Source organism: Sphingomonas sp. HF-S4, from assembly GCF_032911445.1.
In the GTDB taxonomy this organism is placed as follows: domain Bacteria; phylum Pseudomonadota; class Alphaproteobacteria; order Sphingomonadales; family Sphingomonadaceae; genus Sphingomonas; species Sphingomonas agrestis.
On the sequence record NZ_JAWJEJ010000001.1, the window covers coordinates 1,123,099 to 1,139,729 of the forward strand.

At 67.1% G+C, this 16,631-nt stretch carries 15 protein-coding genes and 1 tRNA gene; 9 read left to right on the forward strand and 7 right to left on the reverse strand.

Translation table 11 applies throughout. From position 1 onward, the window contains the following. Positions 1-55 precede the first annotated feature (55 nt). Complete coding sequence (locus RZN05_RS04720) at positions 56-2,677, reverse strand: M1 family metallopeptidase (RefSeq protein ID WP_317225466.1); 2,622 nt, start codon at positions 2,675-2,677, stop codon at positions 56-58. A 309-nt stretch (positions 2,678-2,986) separates the two neighbouring features. Beyond that, on the reverse strand, positions 2,987-4,057 hold the full coding sequence (locus RZN05_RS04725; protein WP_317225467.1) for a PA0069 family radical SAM protein: 1,071 nt from the start codon (positions 4,055-4,057) through the stop codon (positions 2,987-2,989). 53 nt (positions 4,058-4,110) lie between these two features. On the opposite strand from RZN05_RS04725, the gene RZN05_RS04730 reads away from it, so the two are divergent. Together RZN05_RS04730 and RZN05_RS04735 are read left to right on the forward strand one after the other, a co-directional pair. After that, positions 4,111-4,455 (forward strand): VOC family protein, encoded by a 345-nt coding sequence (locus RZN05_RS04730; RefSeq protein ID WP_317225468.1) that lies wholly within the window; start codon positions 4,111-4,113, stop codon positions 4,453-4,455. 61 nt (positions 4,456-4,516) lie between these two features. Continuing rightward, complete coding sequence (locus tag RZN05_RS04735; protein ID WP_317225469.1) at positions 4,517-5,032, forward strand: YbjN domain-containing protein; 516 nt, start codon at positions 4,517-4,519, stop codon at positions 5,030-5,032. Positions 5,033-5,228: 196 nt separating this feature from the next. Here the strand turns inward: RZN05_RS04735 and moaB are convergent, their stop codons facing one another. From moaB to RZN05_RS04750, 3 genes are read right to left on the reverse strand one after another with little or no spacing between them, the layout of a single operon-like run. Further along, on the reverse strand, positions 5,229-5,756 hold the full coding sequence (moaB, locus tag RZN05_RS04740; protein WP_317225470.1) for a molybdenum cofactor biosynthesis protein B: 528 nt from the start codon (positions 5,754-5,756) through the stop codon (positions 5,229-5,231). Then, on the reverse strand, positions 5,746-7,545 hold the full coding sequence (locus tag RZN05_RS04745) for a lytic transglycosylase domain-containing protein (RefSeq protein WP_317225471.1): 1,800 nt from the start codon (positions 7,543-7,545) through the stop codon (positions 5,746-5,748). Before RZN05_RS04745 ends, moaB begins: the two co-directional genes overlap by 11 nt. After that, entirely contained in the window at positions 7,542-8,267 is a 726-nt protein-coding gene (locus RZN05_RS04750; RefSeq protein ID WP_317225472.1) for a uracil-DNA glycosylase family protein, read from the reverse strand. The genes RZN05_RS04745 and RZN05_RS04750 overlap by 4 nt, the downstream gene beginning before the upstream one ends. A 131-nt stretch (positions 8,268-8,398) precedes the next feature. Here RZN05_RS04750 and RZN05_RS04755 point away from each other — a divergent pair, with 131 nt between their 5' ends. The 4 genes from RZN05_RS04755 to recA all read left to right on the forward strand — a co-directional run bounded on the left by RZN05_RS04755 (position 8,399) and on the right by recA (position 14,325). Beyond that, on the forward strand, positions 8,399-10,054 hold the full coding sequence (locus tag RZN05_RS04755) for an electron transfer flavoprotein-ubiquinone oxidoreductase (RefSeq protein WP_317225473.1): 1,656 nt from the start codon (positions 8,399-8,401) through the stop codon (positions 10,052-10,054). A gap of 100 nt (positions 10,055-10,154) precedes the next feature. Then, complete coding sequence (locus RZN05_RS04760; RefSeq protein ID WP_317225474.1) at positions 10,155-11,882, forward strand: tetratricopeptide repeat protein; 1,728 nt, start codon at positions 10,155-10,157, stop codon at positions 11,880-11,882. Further along, on the forward strand, positions 11,882-12,688 hold the full coding sequence (locus RZN05_RS04765; RefSeq protein WP_317225475.1) for a 4-(cytidine 5'-diphospho)-2-C-methyl-D-erythritol kinase: 807 nt from the start codon (positions 11,882-11,884) through the stop codon (positions 12,686-12,688). Before RZN05_RS04760 ends, RZN05_RS04765 begins: the two co-directional genes overlap by 1 nt. 566 nt (positions 12,689-13,254) lie before the next feature. Next, positions 13,255-14,325, forward strand: coding sequence for a recombinase RecA (recA, locus tag RZN05_RS04770; RefSeq protein WP_317225476.1), 1,071 nt, complete (start codon positions 13,255-13,257; stop codon positions 14,323-14,325). Here recA and RZN05_RS04775 read toward each other — a convergent pair whose 3' ends face one another. Then, entirely contained in the window at positions 14,326-14,532 is a 207-nt protein-coding gene (locus RZN05_RS04775) for a hypothetical protein (protein WP_317225477.1), read from the reverse strand. Between RZN05_RS04775 and RZN05_RS04780 the strand changes: the two genes are divergently transcribed. Then, positions 14,525-15,148 (forward strand): glutathione S-transferase family protein, encoded by a 624-nt coding sequence (locus tag RZN05_RS04780; RefSeq protein ID WP_317225478.1) that lies wholly within the window; start codon positions 14,525-14,527, stop codon positions 15,146-15,148. The two genes, RZN05_RS04775 and RZN05_RS04780, sit on opposite strands and share 8 nt — an antisense overlap. Positions 15,149-15,264: 116 nt before the next feature. Here the strand turns inward: RZN05_RS04780 and RZN05_RS04785 are convergent. Further along, positions 15,265-15,341 (reverse strand) — tRNA-Arg (locus RZN05_RS04785). Positions 15,342-15,425: 84 nt separating this feature from the next. Between RZN05_RS04785 and RZN05_RS04790 the strand changes: the two genes are divergently transcribed. Both RZN05_RS04790 and RZN05_RS04795 read left to right on the forward strand, forming a co-directional pair. Then, positions 15,426-15,929 carry a hypothetical protein gene (locus RZN05_RS04790; protein ID WP_317225479.1) on the forward strand — a complete coding sequence of 168 codons (504 nt, stop codon included), beginning with the start codon at positions 15,426-15,428 and terminating at the stop codon, positions 15,927-15,929. A 12-nt stretch (positions 15,930-15,941) separates the two neighbouring features. Next, positions 15,942-16,631 (forward strand): hypothetical protein, encoded by a 690-nt coding sequence (locus RZN05_RS04795; RefSeq protein ID WP_317227564.1) that lies wholly within the window; start codon positions 15,942-15,944, stop codon positions 16,629-16,631.

Genomic DNA, 16,631 nt, shown 5'->3' on the forward strand with positions numbered 1-16,631 from the left:
CTCACCCTTCCGCCGCTTCGCGGCTCCCTCCCTCTCTTCCAAAGGGAGAGGGAATTTACCGCCCCATCACCGCCGCGCTCACCTCGGCCCCCTTGGCATCCTTGAACCGCGCGCAATTGCGGATCGCGTCCACTGCGCGGTCGAGCGACAGCGTGCTGTCGTTGACCAGCTGCGGGCGCAGCTTGGCGTCGACCGTATCCGCAGCCGCGTTGGTGCACAGCGTGTTGAAGCGCTGCGCCGCGCGCGCCGAGAAGATTCCGCCGCCGCCGCTCGCCTTGGAGAAGCGGTCGAAATTGGCGAGCACATAGTCCGAGGCGATATCGCGGGTGCGCGGCGAGCTGAGGAAGCCGAGCACGGTATTCATCCGTCCGATGGGGGGCAGCCGCGAGTCGGTGAATTCGTTCAGGAACCAGCGTGCCACCTCCGGATTGCCCGATCCACCGATCGCCGCGAAGCCGGCCTGATGGAGCAGCGGATCCTGCCCGCTCATGCTCTTCTCGGCGACTGCCTTGGCCAGCGCCACGCCCTTGTCGTCGATCGCCAGCGACAGCGCGAGCTGGGCGAATTGCGGGTCGAGCGCCTTGGCATTGCCCGCCAGATAAGCCTCGGCCGCCGCAACCAGCTTGCCGCGGAGCGCCGGATCGCCCGCGCCCGCCACCAGCTCGACCATGTCCCCGCGCAGCTTCTGCTTGTCGGGGTCGTCAGCGGCATGCGCACCCACCGCCGGATCGAAGCCGAGCGCCGCAAGCTTGGGCCCATAGAGCTCGGCAATCAGCTTCCGGTAGCCCGGCAGCGCCGCCTCGCTCAAGATCCCCGAGCGTGACAGCTTCCGAAGCCGCTCGCCATTGTCGAGCGCCGCGTTCGACGCCGGATGCCCCGCCATCGAGCGTGCCAGCGCGGCGAGCTGCGCGAACTTCGCCTTGCCCGCATAGAACGATGCCCACAGGCTGTCGGTCACTGCCAGCGCCTCGCTCTCGGGCAGGCCCGGCGCCGCCGCGATCAGCGCCTGCCAGTCGGCCGGATCCATGTCGAAGCGGTAATAGCCCCAGCCGCCGGCATTGGGGACGACGACGCCGTCGCCCTTGGCCTCAATCGGCGCGCTGGGTTTGTCGAGCAAGGTGCAGCTCTTCACCGCAGCGCGCCGCACGCACACTGGAAGGGTCCACTGTGTCGCGGGCAGGTTCGCGCCGAAATAGGCGTAGCGCGACTGGCTTGCGGTCAGCCCGCTGGCATTTCGCGACAAAGTGACCACCGGCACGCCCTGCTGGTCGACGAAGCTGCGCAGCGATGCCAGCACCCGCGGATCGTGCGCCGCGCTGGCGAGCGAATCGAAGAACTGATCCGTGGTCGCGTTGCCGTGATGGTAGCGCTGCATGTGCAGCCGCACCCCGCCGCGGAACTTCTCCTCGCCCAGATAGGCGGCGATCATCGCCACCACCTGGCCGCCCTTGCCATAGGTGATCTGGTCGAACGCCGCGTCGATATTGGCGTCGTTGGTGATTGTCTCGTGGATCGGCCGGCCGGGAGTCAGTGCATCGAGCTGCATCGCGTCGAACGCCTCGTCGATCGCCGACACGCCGATATTGAGGTCGGGCCGCCATTCGTTGCCGATGCGATAGCCCATCCAGTTGGCGAAGCTCTCGTTGAGCCAGATATCGTCCCACCAGGCCGGGGTGACGACGTCGCCGAACCATTGGTGCGACAGTTCGTGCGCGACGACCATGCCGAAGGTCTGCTTGTCCTCGGTCGGCGAGGCCTCGTCGACGAAAAGAATGCTATCGCCGTAAATGTCCGCCCCGGCATTCTCCATCGCGCCGGGCATCACCGGCGAGCCGATCTGGTCGAGCTTGGGGTACGGGAAGGGCTGGTTGAAATAGCTCTCGAGCAGCGCGACGATCTTCTTCGAACCCTCGAGCGCAAAGGCCATCTGGCCTTCGTACGGCTTGGTTCCGACGATGCGCAGCGGCAGCGGCTTGTTGCGCTGCGCGGTCGCCGGCACGCTGCCTTCGAGCGTCACGAACGGCCCGGTGACGAAGGCGACGAGATAGGTCGGTAGCGGCTCGGTCGCGGCGAAGCGGTGCTTGACCAGCTTGCCCGCAGTCAGCGGCACACCCTGCTCGGCCGCGTTGCTCACCGCGACGAACCCCGGCTTGGTCGTTACGCTCACCGTGAACGGCGTCTTGTATCCCGGTTCGTCGAACGACGGGAAGGCGGCGCGCGCATCGATCGACTGGAACTGGCTCCAGCTATACCAGTCGTCGCCCACCTTAATCCGGTACAGCCCCGAAGGCCCGTCGCCGAACGCGGCGTCGTACTCGAACTTGAGCGTCAGCTTGCCCGGCTGCAGCGTCCGCCCGAAATCGAGCTGCGCCAGCCCCAGCGGGGTCTTCTGGGTAAAGGTCACCGGCGTCTCGCGCTTGCCGATCTTCACCACTGCCTTGCTGACCTTGAGGTCGCGCCCGTGCATGAAGATCGAGGCTGCCGCCTGCTTCAATTCGACATCGATCTCGGCATGGCCCGAGAAACGCGCCTGCTCGGGCACGATCGTCATATCGAGCCGATAGGCAATGGGTTTCACTGTATCGGGCAGCTTCCCGGTGGGCAGCGGCGGAGCGGACTGGGCAAGGGCGGAAGCGGGCAGAACGAAGGCGCAGAGCGCAAGCAGGAAGACGCGCATCGAAAATCCTTGGAAGCGATGCGGGTGCTTAAGCATGGCGGTGCTTCAGGGCAATGGTACACCTGGCTAAGAGGATCACGCAAAGGTGCGAAGACGCGAAGAAGGTTTTTGCGCGCAGAGGCGCAGAGGACGCAGAGATTGCCTGGGCCGCCCCGTCTCGCGCCAGCGAGACGCCATATCTCGATCTAGCCGCATGAGAGCCGCTCCGCGGCATTCGGGGTCCGCGCCCTCTGCGTCCTCTTCGCCTCTGCGCGCACATTTCTTAGCGTCTTCGCGCCTTTGCGTGAACAATTTCACTTTTCACAGAGCCTAGAACAACTCCCCCTGCGGCCCAGCCGGCGGCCGGAACAGGTCGGTCCGCAGCCGCATCCGTTCGCCATCCAGTCCGAAGCGCTTCGCCGCGATATGAAACCGCGTCCGCAGCAGCTCCGCCCACGGCCCTTGCCCCTTCATCCGCGTATGGAAATTGGGATCGTTGTCACGCCCGCCGCGGATCGACTGGATCACTGCCATCACCTTGCCCGCGCGATCGGGGAAATGCGTTTCCAGCCAGGCGCGGAACAGCGGTGCCACTTCGTGCGGCAGCCGCACCGGCAGGAAAAACGCCCCGCGCGCGCCGGCTTCCGCCGCTGCCTCCAGAATATGTTCGATCTCGTGGTCGGTCACCGCCGGGATCACCGGTGCCATCGAAACGAACACGGGCACCCCCGCATCGGCCAGCCTGCGCACCGCCGCGAGCCGCTTGGCCGGGGAGGGGGCACGCGGCTCGACCGTCATGGCCACGCGCGGCTCGAGCGAGGTGATCGACAGCATCACCGCCGCCAGCCCCTTCGTCGCCATCGGCGCGAGCAGGTCGAGATCGCGCGTCACCCGGTCGGACTTGGTGGTGATGGTGATCGGGTGATTGCACTCGGCGAGCACTTCGATGCACCCCCGCGTGATCCGCCACTCGCGTTCGATCGGCTGATAGGGATCGGTGTTGGTCCCGAATGCGATGGGCTTGCAGACATAGCCGCGCTTGCCCAGTTCGGCACGCAGCAGCGCCGGCGCATCGGGCTTGGCGAACAGCCGCGTTTCGAAATCGAGCCCCGGCGACAGGTCGTGATAGGCGTGGCTCGGCCGCGCGAAGCAATAGATGCAGCCATGCTCGCACCCGCGATAGGGGTTCACCGATCGATCGAAGGCGATGTCGGGCGAATGGTTGCGCGTCAGGATCGTCCTGGGCTTTTCGATCGTCACCGTCGTGCGCAGCGGCGGCAATTCGCCGTCGACCGTGTTGCGATCGTCGAGCCAGTCGCCATCGGCCTCGCGTTCGGGCAGGTTGAAGCGCGCGCTTTCCCGGTTGAGCGTCGCGCCGCGAATGGCTCGAGTCTTTGCCATTGCGCGATGCTAGGCGCAGCGCTAGAACATATCAAGAACAACCGGAGGATTTGATGGCCAAGCTCAACTATGTCGAACTGCCCGTAGGCGCCGTGGCGCCGGTGCGCGATTTCTATGCCCAGGCATTCGGCTTGTCGTTCACCGATTATGGTCCGTCTTATGCTGCGAACGAAGGCGGCGACGTGGCGCTGGGTCTCAACGGCAATGAGGGCGGCGATGCGATCCCCGCGATCCTGCCGCTGTTCGAAGTCGACGACCTCGAAGCTACGCTCGCCGGCGTCACCGCGGCGGGCGGCGAAATCACCGTCCCGATCTTCGCCTTCCCCGGCGGCCGGCGCTTCCACTTCCGCGATCCGGGCGGCAACGTGCTCGGCGCCTTCGTCAACGAACCCCAATAGCCCGATTGCGGCGGCGCGGCGGGCTGGTAAGTTCGCCGCGCAACTCGGGGGAATCAAACCAATGCGTTCGTACCTTCTCGCCGCCGCGGCGCTTTCCGCGTTCTGTCTCGCCGCGCCAGCTGCGGCTGAGGACAAGACCCCGTGCGGCGCGGGGCTGGTCTGCGCGAGCAACCCGCAGACCGTGATGGCCGCGATGGAGAAGGCCAAGCTCGCGCCCAAGCTCGACAAGGACACCGATGGCGATCCGATGATCTCGAGCGAGGAATCGACCTACAATTTCGACGTCTTCTTTTATGGCTGCAAGGAGCACAAGAACTGCGATTCGCTTCGCTTGCAGTCGGATTTCGAGAAGGCGCCGGAGAACACGGCGGAGTTTGCCAACAAGTGGAACAAGAAGAAACGTTTTCTCCAGGCCTTTGTCCGCGACAATGGCGAATTCGGCGTCGCTTATGACGTCGCAACGATCGGCGGGCTCACCCCGGCTAACTTCGCCGACATACTCGACTGGTGGAACTCGCAGCTCGACGAGCTGGGGACGTTCTTCCAGGAGGAAATTCCGAGCATGAAGGCGAAGTAAGCGGCAAAGGAAGCATTGGCCGTCAAAATATTCCCTTCCCTGAAAGGGAGGGGTTAGGGGTGGGTTTAGCGGCGGGCAGGGCTCGATGCCCTGGCCAGCGCTTGGATGCTGGGCGAAAGAGTCTTGATGGCGCGCAGACGCGCGCGCCCACCCCCGGCCCCTCCCTACTTTGCAGGGAGGGGAATTGCCAGAGGCTCTACCGCTCCATCAACCGCGGCATCAGCTCGACGAAGTTGCACGGCTTGTGCCGGATATCGAGCTGGCTCGCGAGGATCCCGTCCCAGGCATCGGTGACCGCGCCGGTCGAGCCCGGCAGCGCGAAGATATAGGTGCCCCGCGCCACCCCCGCGGTCGCGCGCGACTGGATCGTCGAGGTGCCGATCGTCTGATAGCTCAGCCAGCGGAACAGCTCGCCGAAGCCGGGGATTTCCTTGTCCCACACCCGCGCCAGCGCCTCGGGGGTGATGTCGCGCCCGGTCACGCCGGTGCCGCCGGTGGTAAGGATCACATCGACCTCCGGATCGTCGATCCAGGCATGCAGCCGGCTGACGATCACCTCGACATCGTCGCGGACGATCCCGCGCTCGGCAAGCGCGTGCCCCGCGCTCGTCAGCCGCTCGACCAGCCGGTCGCCCGAACGGTCGTCGGCCAGGGTCCGCGTGTCGGAAACCGTGAGCACCGCGATCCGGACCGGCCGGAACGCGATGGTCTCGTCAATTGCCACCCGCAACCTGCGTCGTGGCGGGCAGGTGGCGCGGTGCGATCGACGCGGTCATCTTGACCGCCTTGGCGCCCGGCAGCCCGGGGAAGCGCGGCCACAGCCCCTGGGTCAGCGCCGAACGGCTCGCCGAGGCGCGGCCTTCCTGATTCTCGTACATCCAGTAGTTGCGCAGCACGGTCATCACATAGCCGCGCGTCTCCCAATAGGGGATGCTCTCGATATAGAGCAGCGGGTCGCCATTGTCCTTCGACATGCTGTTCCACGCCGTCACCGGAGTCGGCCCGGCATTGTACGCGGCGATCACCTTGGGCAGCAGCCCGCCGGTAAAGGGCTGGTCGCGCAGCTGCTCGAGATAGGACTGGCCGATCTCCATGTTGACCGACGGCTTGGTCAGGTCGCTCGCGGCATAGGTCACGCCCTGGCGGCGGCCGACATCGATCGCCGCGCCGGTCTTGACCTGCATCAGCCCCATCGCGCCCGCGGCGCTGCGGACTTCGGCATTGAACCGCGACTCCTGCAGCGTATGTGCGAACACCAGCGCCTTGTCGACGCGCCAGCCACCCGCGGGCGTCCAATTGGGCGAGGGATAGCGCGCCTGGATCAGCGGCTTGGCGCCGGCCGGGCCGTTGTGCGACAGCCAGAGCTGGGTCGCGGCAAGATTGAGCCGGCCGGCGAGGCGGCTGAGCGCGGCATGGTCACCGGGGGTGCAGAACCGGGCCTGGTGGCGCAGCACGTCGTTGGCGAGGCTGTCCTCGCCGATCTCGGTCAGCGCCGCGGCGACGCGGACGTTCGGCCGGCGTTCAAGCGCGCGCCAGTCCTCGGCGACGAAGCGGTCGCTCTTGCCCGGCTTTTCCTGGATGCCGAGCTGCGCCTTGGCGAGCAGCCCGTAATAGGTCTCGCCATATTGCGCCGCGGCCTTCAGCCGGGTGCTGACCTTTTCGGGCCGGCCGCACGCCATGTCGGCGCGCGATGCCCAATAGAAGCCCGCCGAGCGCAGCTCGGTATCGGTGGCGCGGGTAGCGACGCGCTCGAACGAATCCGCCGATGCGTGGCAGTCGCCCTGCCGCCAGGTCGCGAGCCCGGCGACCCAGTCGGCCTGGCCTACCCAGCTGCCGGTGCCCAGCTGCGCCTTCTCGGCCATGCGCCGCGCATTGGCGTCGTCGCCGGCCACATAATAAATCCACGCGACCTTCTGCTGCCATTCGGTCAGCGCGTCGGGGGTAAGGTCGGCGGCGAACTTGCCGACCACCGCTTCGGCCGAGACGCCGTCATCGGCCTTGACGAAGGGCTGGATCTCGATCGCGACCGAGATCGCGGCATTGTCGCTCTTGATCGATCGTGCGCGCTGGCGGACCGGCGCGGCATCGAACCAGATCAGCCGCTGGGCGGCGGGGAGCGAGGGCGTGTTCATCGCGCCGCGCGCCTTGGCCATGCGGACGAGCTGCTCGGCCTGGGGCAGATCGGGCGCCTCGCTGAGCAGCGCAAGGATCGGCGCCAGATCGACCTTCGGGCTCTTGGCGGCGGTGTAGAGCTGGGCCTTGGCGATCGCGTGGAGCGGCCCCGGCTTCATCGAATCGAGCTGGAGCTGCGCGTCGGCCCATTGCTGGCTGCGGATCGCCGCGAACACCTTCCGGTATCCGGCGCGCTGCTCGGAATCGAGCTGGTCGGGAATGCCCGCGCCGCGCTCGGCCGCCGCGGAGGCGCCACGGTTACTGTCGGCAACGTCGTCGTCGGCATGGGCCGCGACGGGGAGCGCGAGCAGCGCCGCGGCAAGGATGGTACGCTTGATCACTCGGTCGTTCCCCGGCTCAACAGCAGTAGGTGCTTCCAGGCTTCGCGCTTCACTGCCGGCCGCTCGAGGAGCCAGCGCGGGTGATAGCTCACGGCCGCCCGCGTCATCGCACCAAACTGGTTAATGTCGCGTAAACTATCGCTCGGCGGCCATCCGTCCGTCGTGTCCAGCACACGGCTCGCCGATTGCCCCAGCAAAAACAACGCCTTGGGCTGGAGCAGGCCAAGATGGTGCCGCGCCAGCTCGATCAGCCGCGGTTCGTCTTCGGGCGCGATCCGCCCGGTCAGCGGCCGCGCGAATGCGATCGGCACGACATGCACCGATTCGCGGCTCCGGCCCACCGCGGCGAGCATCTTGTCGAGCAGCCGCCCGGCTGGTCCGGAGAGCAGAACGTCCGAATCATCGGCCTCGGGAACGTCGGTCACCACCACCCATTCGGCGTCGACCGGCCCGGTCGGGGCGAAGAATCGCGTATGCCATCCTGCCTCGGGGGCGGAATCGCCTGACCGCCAGGCGAGGAAAGCGTCAATTGTTTCGGGGAGCGTTTCGACGACCGGTTCCGCTACGGCATCGGCGGCGAGGGCGGCCGGGGCGGGCGGCGGCGTCCGCGCCAGCCAGTCGCGCACCTCGTCCTCGACGAGCATGTCGACCCCGGCGTCACGCCACCATTCGAGTGCGCTCGCTGCCAGCTTCTGCCAGTCCTGAACCGGTTCCCCTCCCATATCTGGTCTTTGAATCCTTGTTGACGCCGCGGTCAATCTGCCGCCAATCGGCAAGCAGACGGGACGTTGCGGAACCGCGACGACAGGCGCTGCGCTTCGTCCCCTAGAGAAGATCGCAAGGGATTACGAGGATGAGCGAACGAGAGTCGATGCCGTATGACGTCGTGATCGTCGGCGCGGGCCCATCGGGGCTCGCTGCGGCGATCCGGCTCAAGCAGCTGGCGGCGGAGGCCGGGAGCGAGCTGTCGGTGTGCATCCTCGAAAAGGGCTCCGAGGTCGGCGCGCACATCCTGTCGGGCGCGGTGGTCGATCCGCGCGCGCTCGACGAACTCCTCCCCGATTGGCGCGACCAGGATTGCCCGCTCGCGCGCACTCCGGTGACCGAAAACCACCACTGGATCCTCAGCGAAAAGGGCAAGTCGAGCTTCCCCGAATTCCTCACGCCGCCCTTTCTCCACAACAAGGGCACCTATACCGGCTCGCTCGGCAACCTCTGCCGCTGGCTCGCCGCCAGGGCCGAGGAATTGGGCGTCGAGATCTTCCCCGGCTTCGCCGCTGCCGAGATCCTCTACAACGAAGATGGCAGCGTGAAGGGCGTCGCCACCGGCGACATGGGCGTCGCCCGTGACGGCACCCACAAGCCCGATTACCAGCCCGGGCTCGAGCTCCACGCCAAATACACCTTCTTCGGCGAAGGCGTTCGCGGCCACTTGACCAAGCAGCTCCAGCGCCAGTTCGGTCTGTGCGCCGACGCCCAGCCGCAGATCTACGGCATCGGCATCAAGGAGCTGTGGGACGTCGATCCTTCGCAGCACAAGCCCGGCAAGGTCATCCACACCCAGGGCTGGCCGCTCAAGGAAGGCGAGTCCAACGGCGGCGGCTTCCTCTATCACCAGGCCGATGGCCAGGTCGCATTGGGCTTCGTCGTCTGGCTCAACTACAAGAACCCCTATCTCTCGCCCTTCCACGAGATGCAGCGCTGGAAGACCCATCCCGAGATCGCGAAGATCCTGAAAGGCGCCAAGCGCGTCTCCTACGGCGCTCGCGCGATCAGCGACGGCGGCTGGCAGGCGGTCCCGAAGCTGGTGATGCCCGGCGCGGCGATCATCGGCGACAGCGCCGGCTTCCTCAACGTGCCCCGGATCAAGGGCACGCACACCTCGATGAAGTCGGGCATGATGGCCGCCGAAGCCGCCTTCGCCGCGGTTCAGGCCGGCCGCACCAGCGACGTGCTCGACGCCTATCCAGAGGCGTACGAGACCAGCTGGGTCGAGAAGGAACTGCGCGGTGTCCGCAACGTCGCGCCGCTGGTCAAGAAGTTCGGCGATACCTGGGGCACCTTGTTCGCCGGCGCGGCGATGTGGATGGAACTGGCCGGGTTGCGCTGGCCCTTCACGATGAAGCACAAGCCCGATCACGAGAGCCTGTGGCACGCCAGCCACGCCAAACCGATCGAATACCCCAAGCCCGACGGCGTGCTGACCTTCGATCGCTTGTCCTCGGTGTTCCTGTCGAACACCAATCACGAGGAGGACCAGCCGGTCCATCTGACGCTCAAGGATCCCGATATCCCGATCGGCTACAATCTGCCCGTATACGCCGAGCCGGCCCAGCGTTACTGTCCCGCGGGTGTGTACGAGGTCGTTGGAGAAGGCGATGGCCTGCGCTTCCAGATCAACGCGCAGAATTGCGTCCACTGCAAGACCTGCGACATCAAGGACCCCACCCAGAACATCAACTGGGTGGTCCCCGAAGGCGGCGGCGGTCCCAATTATCCGAACATGTAGCTTGGATATCGATATTCAGCTTTATTTCCCTCGCCCCCTGCAAGGGGGAGAGGGTTGCGCAGACTTAGTCTTTGCGCAGCGAAGGCTTAGTCGGAGCTGGGTGAGGGGGGGCGGCTTCGAAGAAGCCGCGCGGCGCGTCGCGCCGCTCTACCCCTCTCCAAGCTCCGCTAGGCAGAAAGCTGCCAAGCTTCGCTATCCTCTCCCCTATCAAGGGGAGAGGAAGGTTTGGACTAAATTTCGATACGCCCTAGGCCTCGCGCTGCTGTTCGCGGCAGCCCCGGCAACTGCCCAGACGGCCTTCGATCCGAGCGGCTATGTCCGTGCCCGCGCCGCCGATGACGCGGGTGCCGCGCACGTCGCCGCGGCGGGCTATGCCGAGGCGCTCGCCGCCGCGCCCGACGACGCCACCGTCGCGCTGCGCGCCTATCGCCAGGCGCTCGCCGCGGGCGACTACACGCTCGCCAGCCGCGCCGGCGCGGTGCTGGTCCGGGCCGGCGGGGCGCCGCCCGACACTGCCTTGCTCGCGCTAGCAGTCGCGCTGCGCAGCGGCGACGCGGCGGGCGCGGGCCGCGCGGTCGAGGCGATCGCCCGGGGGCCCTTCGATTTCCTCGCCCCCTCGCTGCGCGCCTGGCTCGCCTTCGATCGCGGCGAGGACGGCGTCGCGCTGCTCGATGCCGCCCCCGGCGACGCGCTTGCACGCCGCTACACCCGCCGCCATCGCGCGCTGCTGCTGATCGCCGCGAAGCGCACCGACGAGGCGATGGCCGCGCTTGCCGCCGACCTCGCCACCGCCGATCGCGACGACACGCGCATCGATGCGGCGCTGCTGCTCGCCCGCGTCGACAAGCGCGAGCCCGCCCGGCGACTGCTCGCCGCCGACCGCCCCGATTTCGAACGCCTTCGGAAAAAGCTCCCCAAGCGCACCCGGCCCGACGCCGCATTCGGCGCCTCGCGCATGTTCCTCGAACTCGCGGTCGAAGTCGCCGACGAAGAGATGGCGCAGCTCTCGATCCTGCTCACGCGCGCCGCGCTGCTGCTCGATCCGCGCGACGACCGCGCGCGCCTTTTCCTTGCCGAGGCGCTGTCGCAGGGTGGATCGCACGATCTCGCCCTCTCGATCCTCGCCGAGGTCGGCAGGCATAGCCCCTTCGTCCGCGGTGCCGCCTCAGGACGGATCGCGGTGCTGCGCCGCGCCGATCGCCTGCCCGAGGCGCTGCAACTCGCCCAGACGATGGCGCAGGGGAGCGAGGCCACCCGCGCCGATGCCGAGACGCTCGGCGACCTGCTTGCCGACCAGGGGCGCGACGATCTCGCCGCCGCGGCCTATGCCGCCGGACTCAAGGACGAAGGCGCGACCGACTGGCGGCTCCACTATCTCCACGGCCGCGCGCTCGATCGCGCCGGCCGCTGGGACGAAGCCTTGCCCGCGCTCCAGCGCGCAGTGACGCTCGGCCCCGAACAGGCGCCCGCGCTCAAATATCTCGGCACCGCCTGGATCGCCCGCGGCGAGAATCTCACCGCGGCCCAGACGCTGCTCGAACGGGCGCGATCGCTCGCCCCCGACGATGCCGAGATCGCCGATTCGCTCGCCTGGGCCTATTACCAGCGCGGCGACGTCGCCCGCGCGCTGCCCATGCTCGAGCGCGCGGTGCGCGACGATCCCGCCGCCGCGCGCGCCAACGAGCATCTCGGCGACGCCTATTGGCGGCTCGGCCGCCACTATGAGGCGCGCTATGCGTGGCGCGCCGCCGCGCTCACTGCCGAGAACGACGCCCCCGCACGGCTCGAAGCCAAGCTCGCCAACGGATTGAAGCCGCAGCCCAATTGATGATCACCGAAATCGCCCGCGCCAAGCTCAACCTGGCGCTCCACGTCCGCGCCCGCCGCCCCGATGGCTATCACGAGCTCGAAACCCTGTTCGCGTTCGTCGAGCATGGCGACGTGCTGCGCATCGTCCCGGCCGACGCCCCCAGCTTCCGCATCACCGGCCCCTTCTCCGGTGCGCTGGCCGGGGAGGGCGACAACCTCGTCACCCGCGCCGCCGCGCGCTTCGCCGCGATTTTCGGCGGGGGCGCCCACTCGATCGAACTGGAGAAGCATCTGCCCGTCGCCTCGGGCATCGGCGGCGGCTCGGCCGATGCCGCCGCGACGCTCCGCGCGCTCGCCAGGCTTCACCATGTCGCGCTCGACGACCCGAAGCTGTTCGAGATCGCCGACGCCCTCGGCTCGGATGTCCCCGCCTGCCTGCTCGGCAGGACCGCGATCGGCAAGGGCAGGGGCGAGCAGCTCGAAACCGTCCCCGGCATGCCCGGCACCCCGGTGTTGCTGGTAAATCCCGGCGTCGCGGTCTCGACGGCGCAGGTCTTCGCCCGCTGGGACGGCCAGGACCGCGGCCCGCTGGGATCCGATCCGCTGGCGGGCCGCAACGACCTCGAATCCCCCGCCCGCGCGATTGCTCCGGTGATCGGCGACGTGCTGGAGACGCTCGCCGCCCAGCCCGGCGTCACCCTCACCCGCATGTCCGGCTCGGGCGCCACCTGCTTCGCGCTGTTCGAGAGTGAGGCGGCTCGTGGCAATGCTGCTGCCGCCATCGTACGGTCGGTTTGGTGGTGCGTACAGACCCGGCTGACCTGACCATTTCTTCCCTCGCCCCCGCAGGGAGAGAGGGTTGCGCAGACTTAGGCTCGCGTAGACTTAGGCTCGCGTAGACTTAGGCTCGCAGAGCCTTAGTCGGAGCTGGGTGAGGGGGTGCGGCCACGCAGTGGCCGCGGGGGGGGGGGGGGCCCGCGCGGCGCTTCGCGCCGCTCTGTCCGCAAGCCTAGCTCGAACTGCGTCGAGCGATAACCCGCACTGCGGATCCTGCAGATAGGCATCATAGGCCGCCAAAGCGTCATTGCGGAGCCAGCCTTCGGCGGTGCGGCTGTGGCGCAGGCTATCGCAGATCACTTCTTCCTCGTTTGCGGACGCGGCTTCGGCCTGCGCCGCTTCGTCAGATAGTAACTCGTAAGCGGAGCATCGCATCGCTGTTCTTCTAGTCCCGGGACCCAATGGGTTGGGGCATGGCGTCAATCATATCGCAGCCCTCAGGGGCCGAAAAATATGTAGAAGTTCCCCTCTTGTTCCACGGGAACAAATCCGATACACCCTGCCACACACAAGTTGAACGCACGCGGCAAACCCTTTAGCGACGGGGATACGAAATGGCAGCTACCCTCAAGGTGATCGACGGCAACATGGCAGTATCCACGGACAAGCAGAAGGCGCTCGACGCCGCATTGGCGCAGATCGATCGCGCCTTCGGCAAGGGCAGCGCGATGCGCCTGGGCTCGAAGGAGACGATGCAGGTCGAGGCGATCTCGACCGGCTCGCTCGGGCTCGATATCGCACTGGGCGTCGGCGGGCTGCCGCGCGGCCGCGTCATCGAAGTCTATGGGCCCGAAAGCTCGGGCAAGACCACGCTCGCGCTCCACGTCATCGCCGAGGCACAGAAGAACGGGGGCACTGCCGCGTTCGTCGATGCCGAGCACGCGCTCGACCCGGTCTATGCCAAGAAGCTCGGGGTCAATATCGACGAGCTGATTGTCTCTCAGCCCGATACCGGCGAACAGGCGCTCGAGATCGTCGATACGCTCGTCCGCTCGAATGCGATCGACGTGCTCGTGGTCGATTCGGTCGCCGCGCTGGTGCCGCGTGCCGAAATCGAAGGCGAGATGGGCGACAGCCATGTCGGCCTCCAGGCGCGACTGATGTCGCAGTCGCTGCGGAAGCTAACCGGTTCGATCAGCCGCTCGCGCTGCATGGTGATCTTCATCAACCAGCTGCGCATGAAGATTGGCGTGATGTACGGCAACCCCGAGACAACGACGGGCGGTAACGCCTTGAAATTCTATGCTTCTGTCCGTCTCGACATCCGTCGCACCGGCCAGATCAAGGACCGCGACGAGATCATCGGCAACGCCACCCGCGTCAAGGTGGTCAAGAACAAGGTCGCGCCGCCGTTCAAGCAGGTCGAATTCGACATCATGTACGGCCAGGGCATCTCCAAGATCGGCGAGATCCTCGATCTAGGGGTCAAGGCGGGGATCGTCGAAAAGTCGGGCGCGTGGTTCAGCTATGACAGCATCCGCATCGGCCAGGGCCGCGAAAATTCGAAGACCTTCCTCAAGGAAAATCCCGAGCTCTGCACGCGGCTCGAAACCGCGATCCGCGCGCGCACCGATCAGGTTGCCGAGGGGCTGATGGCCGGCCCCGAGCCCGAGGACGATCTCTGATCAAATGCGCGTTTGCCTAACCTTTTCTAACCTTTCGGCCGCGCCGGCATGATCTGGTGCCGATGCGGTCACGGGAGCCTCTCCCATCGGAAGACCCGGCGCATTGCCCTGCGCCGGGTCTTTCGGTTTGTTGCGCGGTCGCGCAATTTTGGGAATGAATAAATGCGCAAAGTGCGAAGTTAAGCCGGGGAAGTCCAACATGATCATCGTCCATCACCTCGAAAATTCGCGCTCGCAGCGCGTCCTCTGGCTGCTCGAGGAGCTCGGCCTGCCGTACGCGGTCAAGCGCTATGAGCGGAACAAGGCGACCATGCTCGCCCCGCCCGAGCTGCGCGCCATCCACCCGCTCGGCAAGTCGCCGGTGATCGAGGATGACGGCGTCGTGGTGGCCGAGACCGGGGCGATCGTCGAATATCTGGTCGAGAAGGCCGATGGCCGGCTCGGCGCCCCGGCGCACCGCGAGGATGCGCTGCGCTATCGCCACTTCCTCCATTATGCCGAGGGCTCGCTGATGCCGCCCTTGTTCACCAAGCTGGTGCTCAGCCGCGTGCCGTTGCTCGGCAAGGTCGCGCAGAAGAAGTTCCAGCCGATGGTCGACGTCCATCTCGACTATGTCGAGTCCGAGCTCGCCGCGCGCCCGTGGTTCGCCGGCAAGGACATGACCGCTGCCGACGTGATGATGAGCTTTCCGCTCGAAGCCGCGGTGTCCCGCGCCAACGCCACTGAGGGACGCCCCCATCTCGCCGCCTGGCTCCAGAAGGTCCACGCCCGCCCGGCCTACCAGGCCGCGCTCAAGGCCGGCGGCCCCTATGCCTATGCTTGAGGCCGGCAGGCCGCGACGCGCTCGGCCGGCAGAAGGATCGGCGCTGAAGTGGGTCGCAGGGCTCCCGGCCCAGAAACACAAACCCCCGCCAAGTCATTGACTTTGGCGGGGGATGTTGGCGCGCCCGGAACGATTCGAACGTCCGACCCTCAGATTCGTAGTCTGATGCTCTATCCAGCTGAGCTACGGGCGCGCATTGGAGTGGCGCTGATAGAGGCGAGTTTTGGAGAACGCAACCCCGTTGCGCGAGGTTTTCCACAAGCTTAAGCAACAGGCCATGCGCAGCCCCCATTTCGCCGCCCTTACCGCCTGTGTCCTGGCCCTGGGCGGCTGCACCCAAGGCCATGACTCCTATCCGTCGCTACTGCCGCGGCCGATCGAGACGCAGAGTCTCGCCGAACCCGAGCGCCCTGCGGTGCCGATACCGGCGGACCCGGCACTCGACGCGCGCATTGCCCGGGTCACTTCGACGCTCCACGCGAGCAACCAGCGCTTCGCCACTGCCGCGCAGCAAGCCGAGGCCAAGGTCGCGGTGGCACGGGGCGTCGCCGAGGGTTCGGAGGCATGGCTCGACGCCCAGACCGCGCTCAGCACGCTCGAATCGCTGCGCGCGCCGACGCTGGCGACGCTCGCCGAGCTCGAAGGTATGGCGATCGAGCGCGGCCAATCGGGCAAGGGCTCCTATCCCGCACTCGATTCGGCTGTCGCCGCCGCCGATGCCATGGCCACCGCGCAAGGGGATCGCATCGGCGCACTCGAAGCCGCGCTCGCCGGCGCTTAATTGGTGATCGGAATGGCCATGCGGCATCTCGGCTTCGGATCAGCGCTGGCGGGCGCCGCAATGTTGCTCTCCCAACCGGGATATGCGCAGGAGGCTGGTCCGGCCGATCCCGCCGGTGCATCCTTGGCGGGCGACTATGTCCATTCGCAGATGGAGCTGGTCGCGGGGATCCGCCTCAATGCCGATGGGAGCTTCCTCTATGGTCTGACCGTCGGCTCGCTCGACGAGCGCGGGCAGGGCAAGTGGGAGGCGAACGGCAAGCGCATCACGCTGACCAGCCTGCCGCGTCCCGTCGCCCCGACGATCACCCCGGGGCGGCTTGAGGCGGCGCCGGGCAAGCCCTTCGCGATCCGCGTGGTGGCGCCCAACGGGCGCGACGTGCCGGGGGTGGATTTCCTGCTCGAGTTCGACAGCGGCGAGCCGCTCGAATCCTATCTGCCCGGAGGGCCGTGGTCGCTGCCCGAGGAGGAGCGCCGCGTGCCGCGCTTCGTAACCTTCCGCATGCCGTCATACCGGCTGCACTCGGCGCGGCTCCCGCTCGACGCGCGCCCAGGGACCGTAGCCCTCTTCACCCTGACCCCGAATGATTTCGGCGTCGTCGACCTGAGCGATGCCCACGCCGAGATCGACGGCGACACGCTGACGCTGCATCGCGCGGAAGGCGTGATGGCGTTCAAGCGGACCAAGCCCGGGGCAGACTAG

Bases quoted from the DNA above. Each gene is read 5' to 3' on its own strand.
- RZN05_RS04765 (WP_317225475.1), top strand. From the start codon at position 11,882: ATGATCACCGAAATCGCCCGCGCCAAGCTCAACCTGGCGCTCCACGTC.
- RZN05_RS04730 (WP_317225468.1), top strand. From the start codon at position 4,111: ATGGCCAAGCTCAACTATGTCGAACTGCCCGTAGGCGCCGTGGCGCCG.
- RZN05_RS04790 (WP_317225479.1), top strand. From the start codon at position 15,426: ATGCGCAGCCCCCATTTCGCCGCCCTTACCGCCTGTGTCCTGGCCCTG.
- recA (WP_317225476.1), top strand. From the start codon at position 13,255: ATGGCAGCTACCCTCAAGGTGATCGACGGCAACATGGCAGTATCCACG.
- RZN05_RS04795 (WP_317227564.1), top strand. From the start codon at position 15,942: ATGGCCATGCGGCATCTCGGCTTCGGATCAGCGCTGGCGGGCGCCGCA.
- RZN05_RS04750 (WP_317225472.1), bottom strand. From the start codon at position 8,267: ATGGGAGGGGAACCGGTTCAGGACTGGCAGAAGCTGGCAGCGAGCGCA.
- RZN05_RS04735 (WP_317225469.1), top strand. From the start codon at position 4,517: ATGCGTTCGTACCTTCTCGCCGCCGCGGCGCTTTCCGCGTTCTGTCTC.
- RZN05_RS04775 (WP_317225477.1), bottom strand. From the start codon at position 14,532: ATGATCATGTTGGACTTCCCCGGCTTAACTTCGCACTTTGCGCATTTA.
- RZN05_RS04725 (WP_317225467.1), bottom strand. From the start codon at position 4,057: ATGGCAAAGACTCGAGCCATTCGCGGCGCGACGCTCAACCGGGAAAGC.
- RZN05_RS04780 (WP_317225478.1), top strand. From the start codon at position 14,525: ATGATCATCGTCCATCACCTCGAAAATTCGCGCTCGCAGCGCGTCCTC.
- RZN05_RS04755 (WP_317225473.1), top strand. From the start codon at position 8,399: ATGAGCGAACGAGAGTCGATGCCGTATGACGTCGTGATCGTCGGCGCG.
- RZN05_RS04720 (WP_317225466.1), bottom strand. From the start codon at position 2,677: ATGCGCGTCTTCCTGCTTGCGCTCTGCGCCTTCGTTCTGCCCGCTTCC.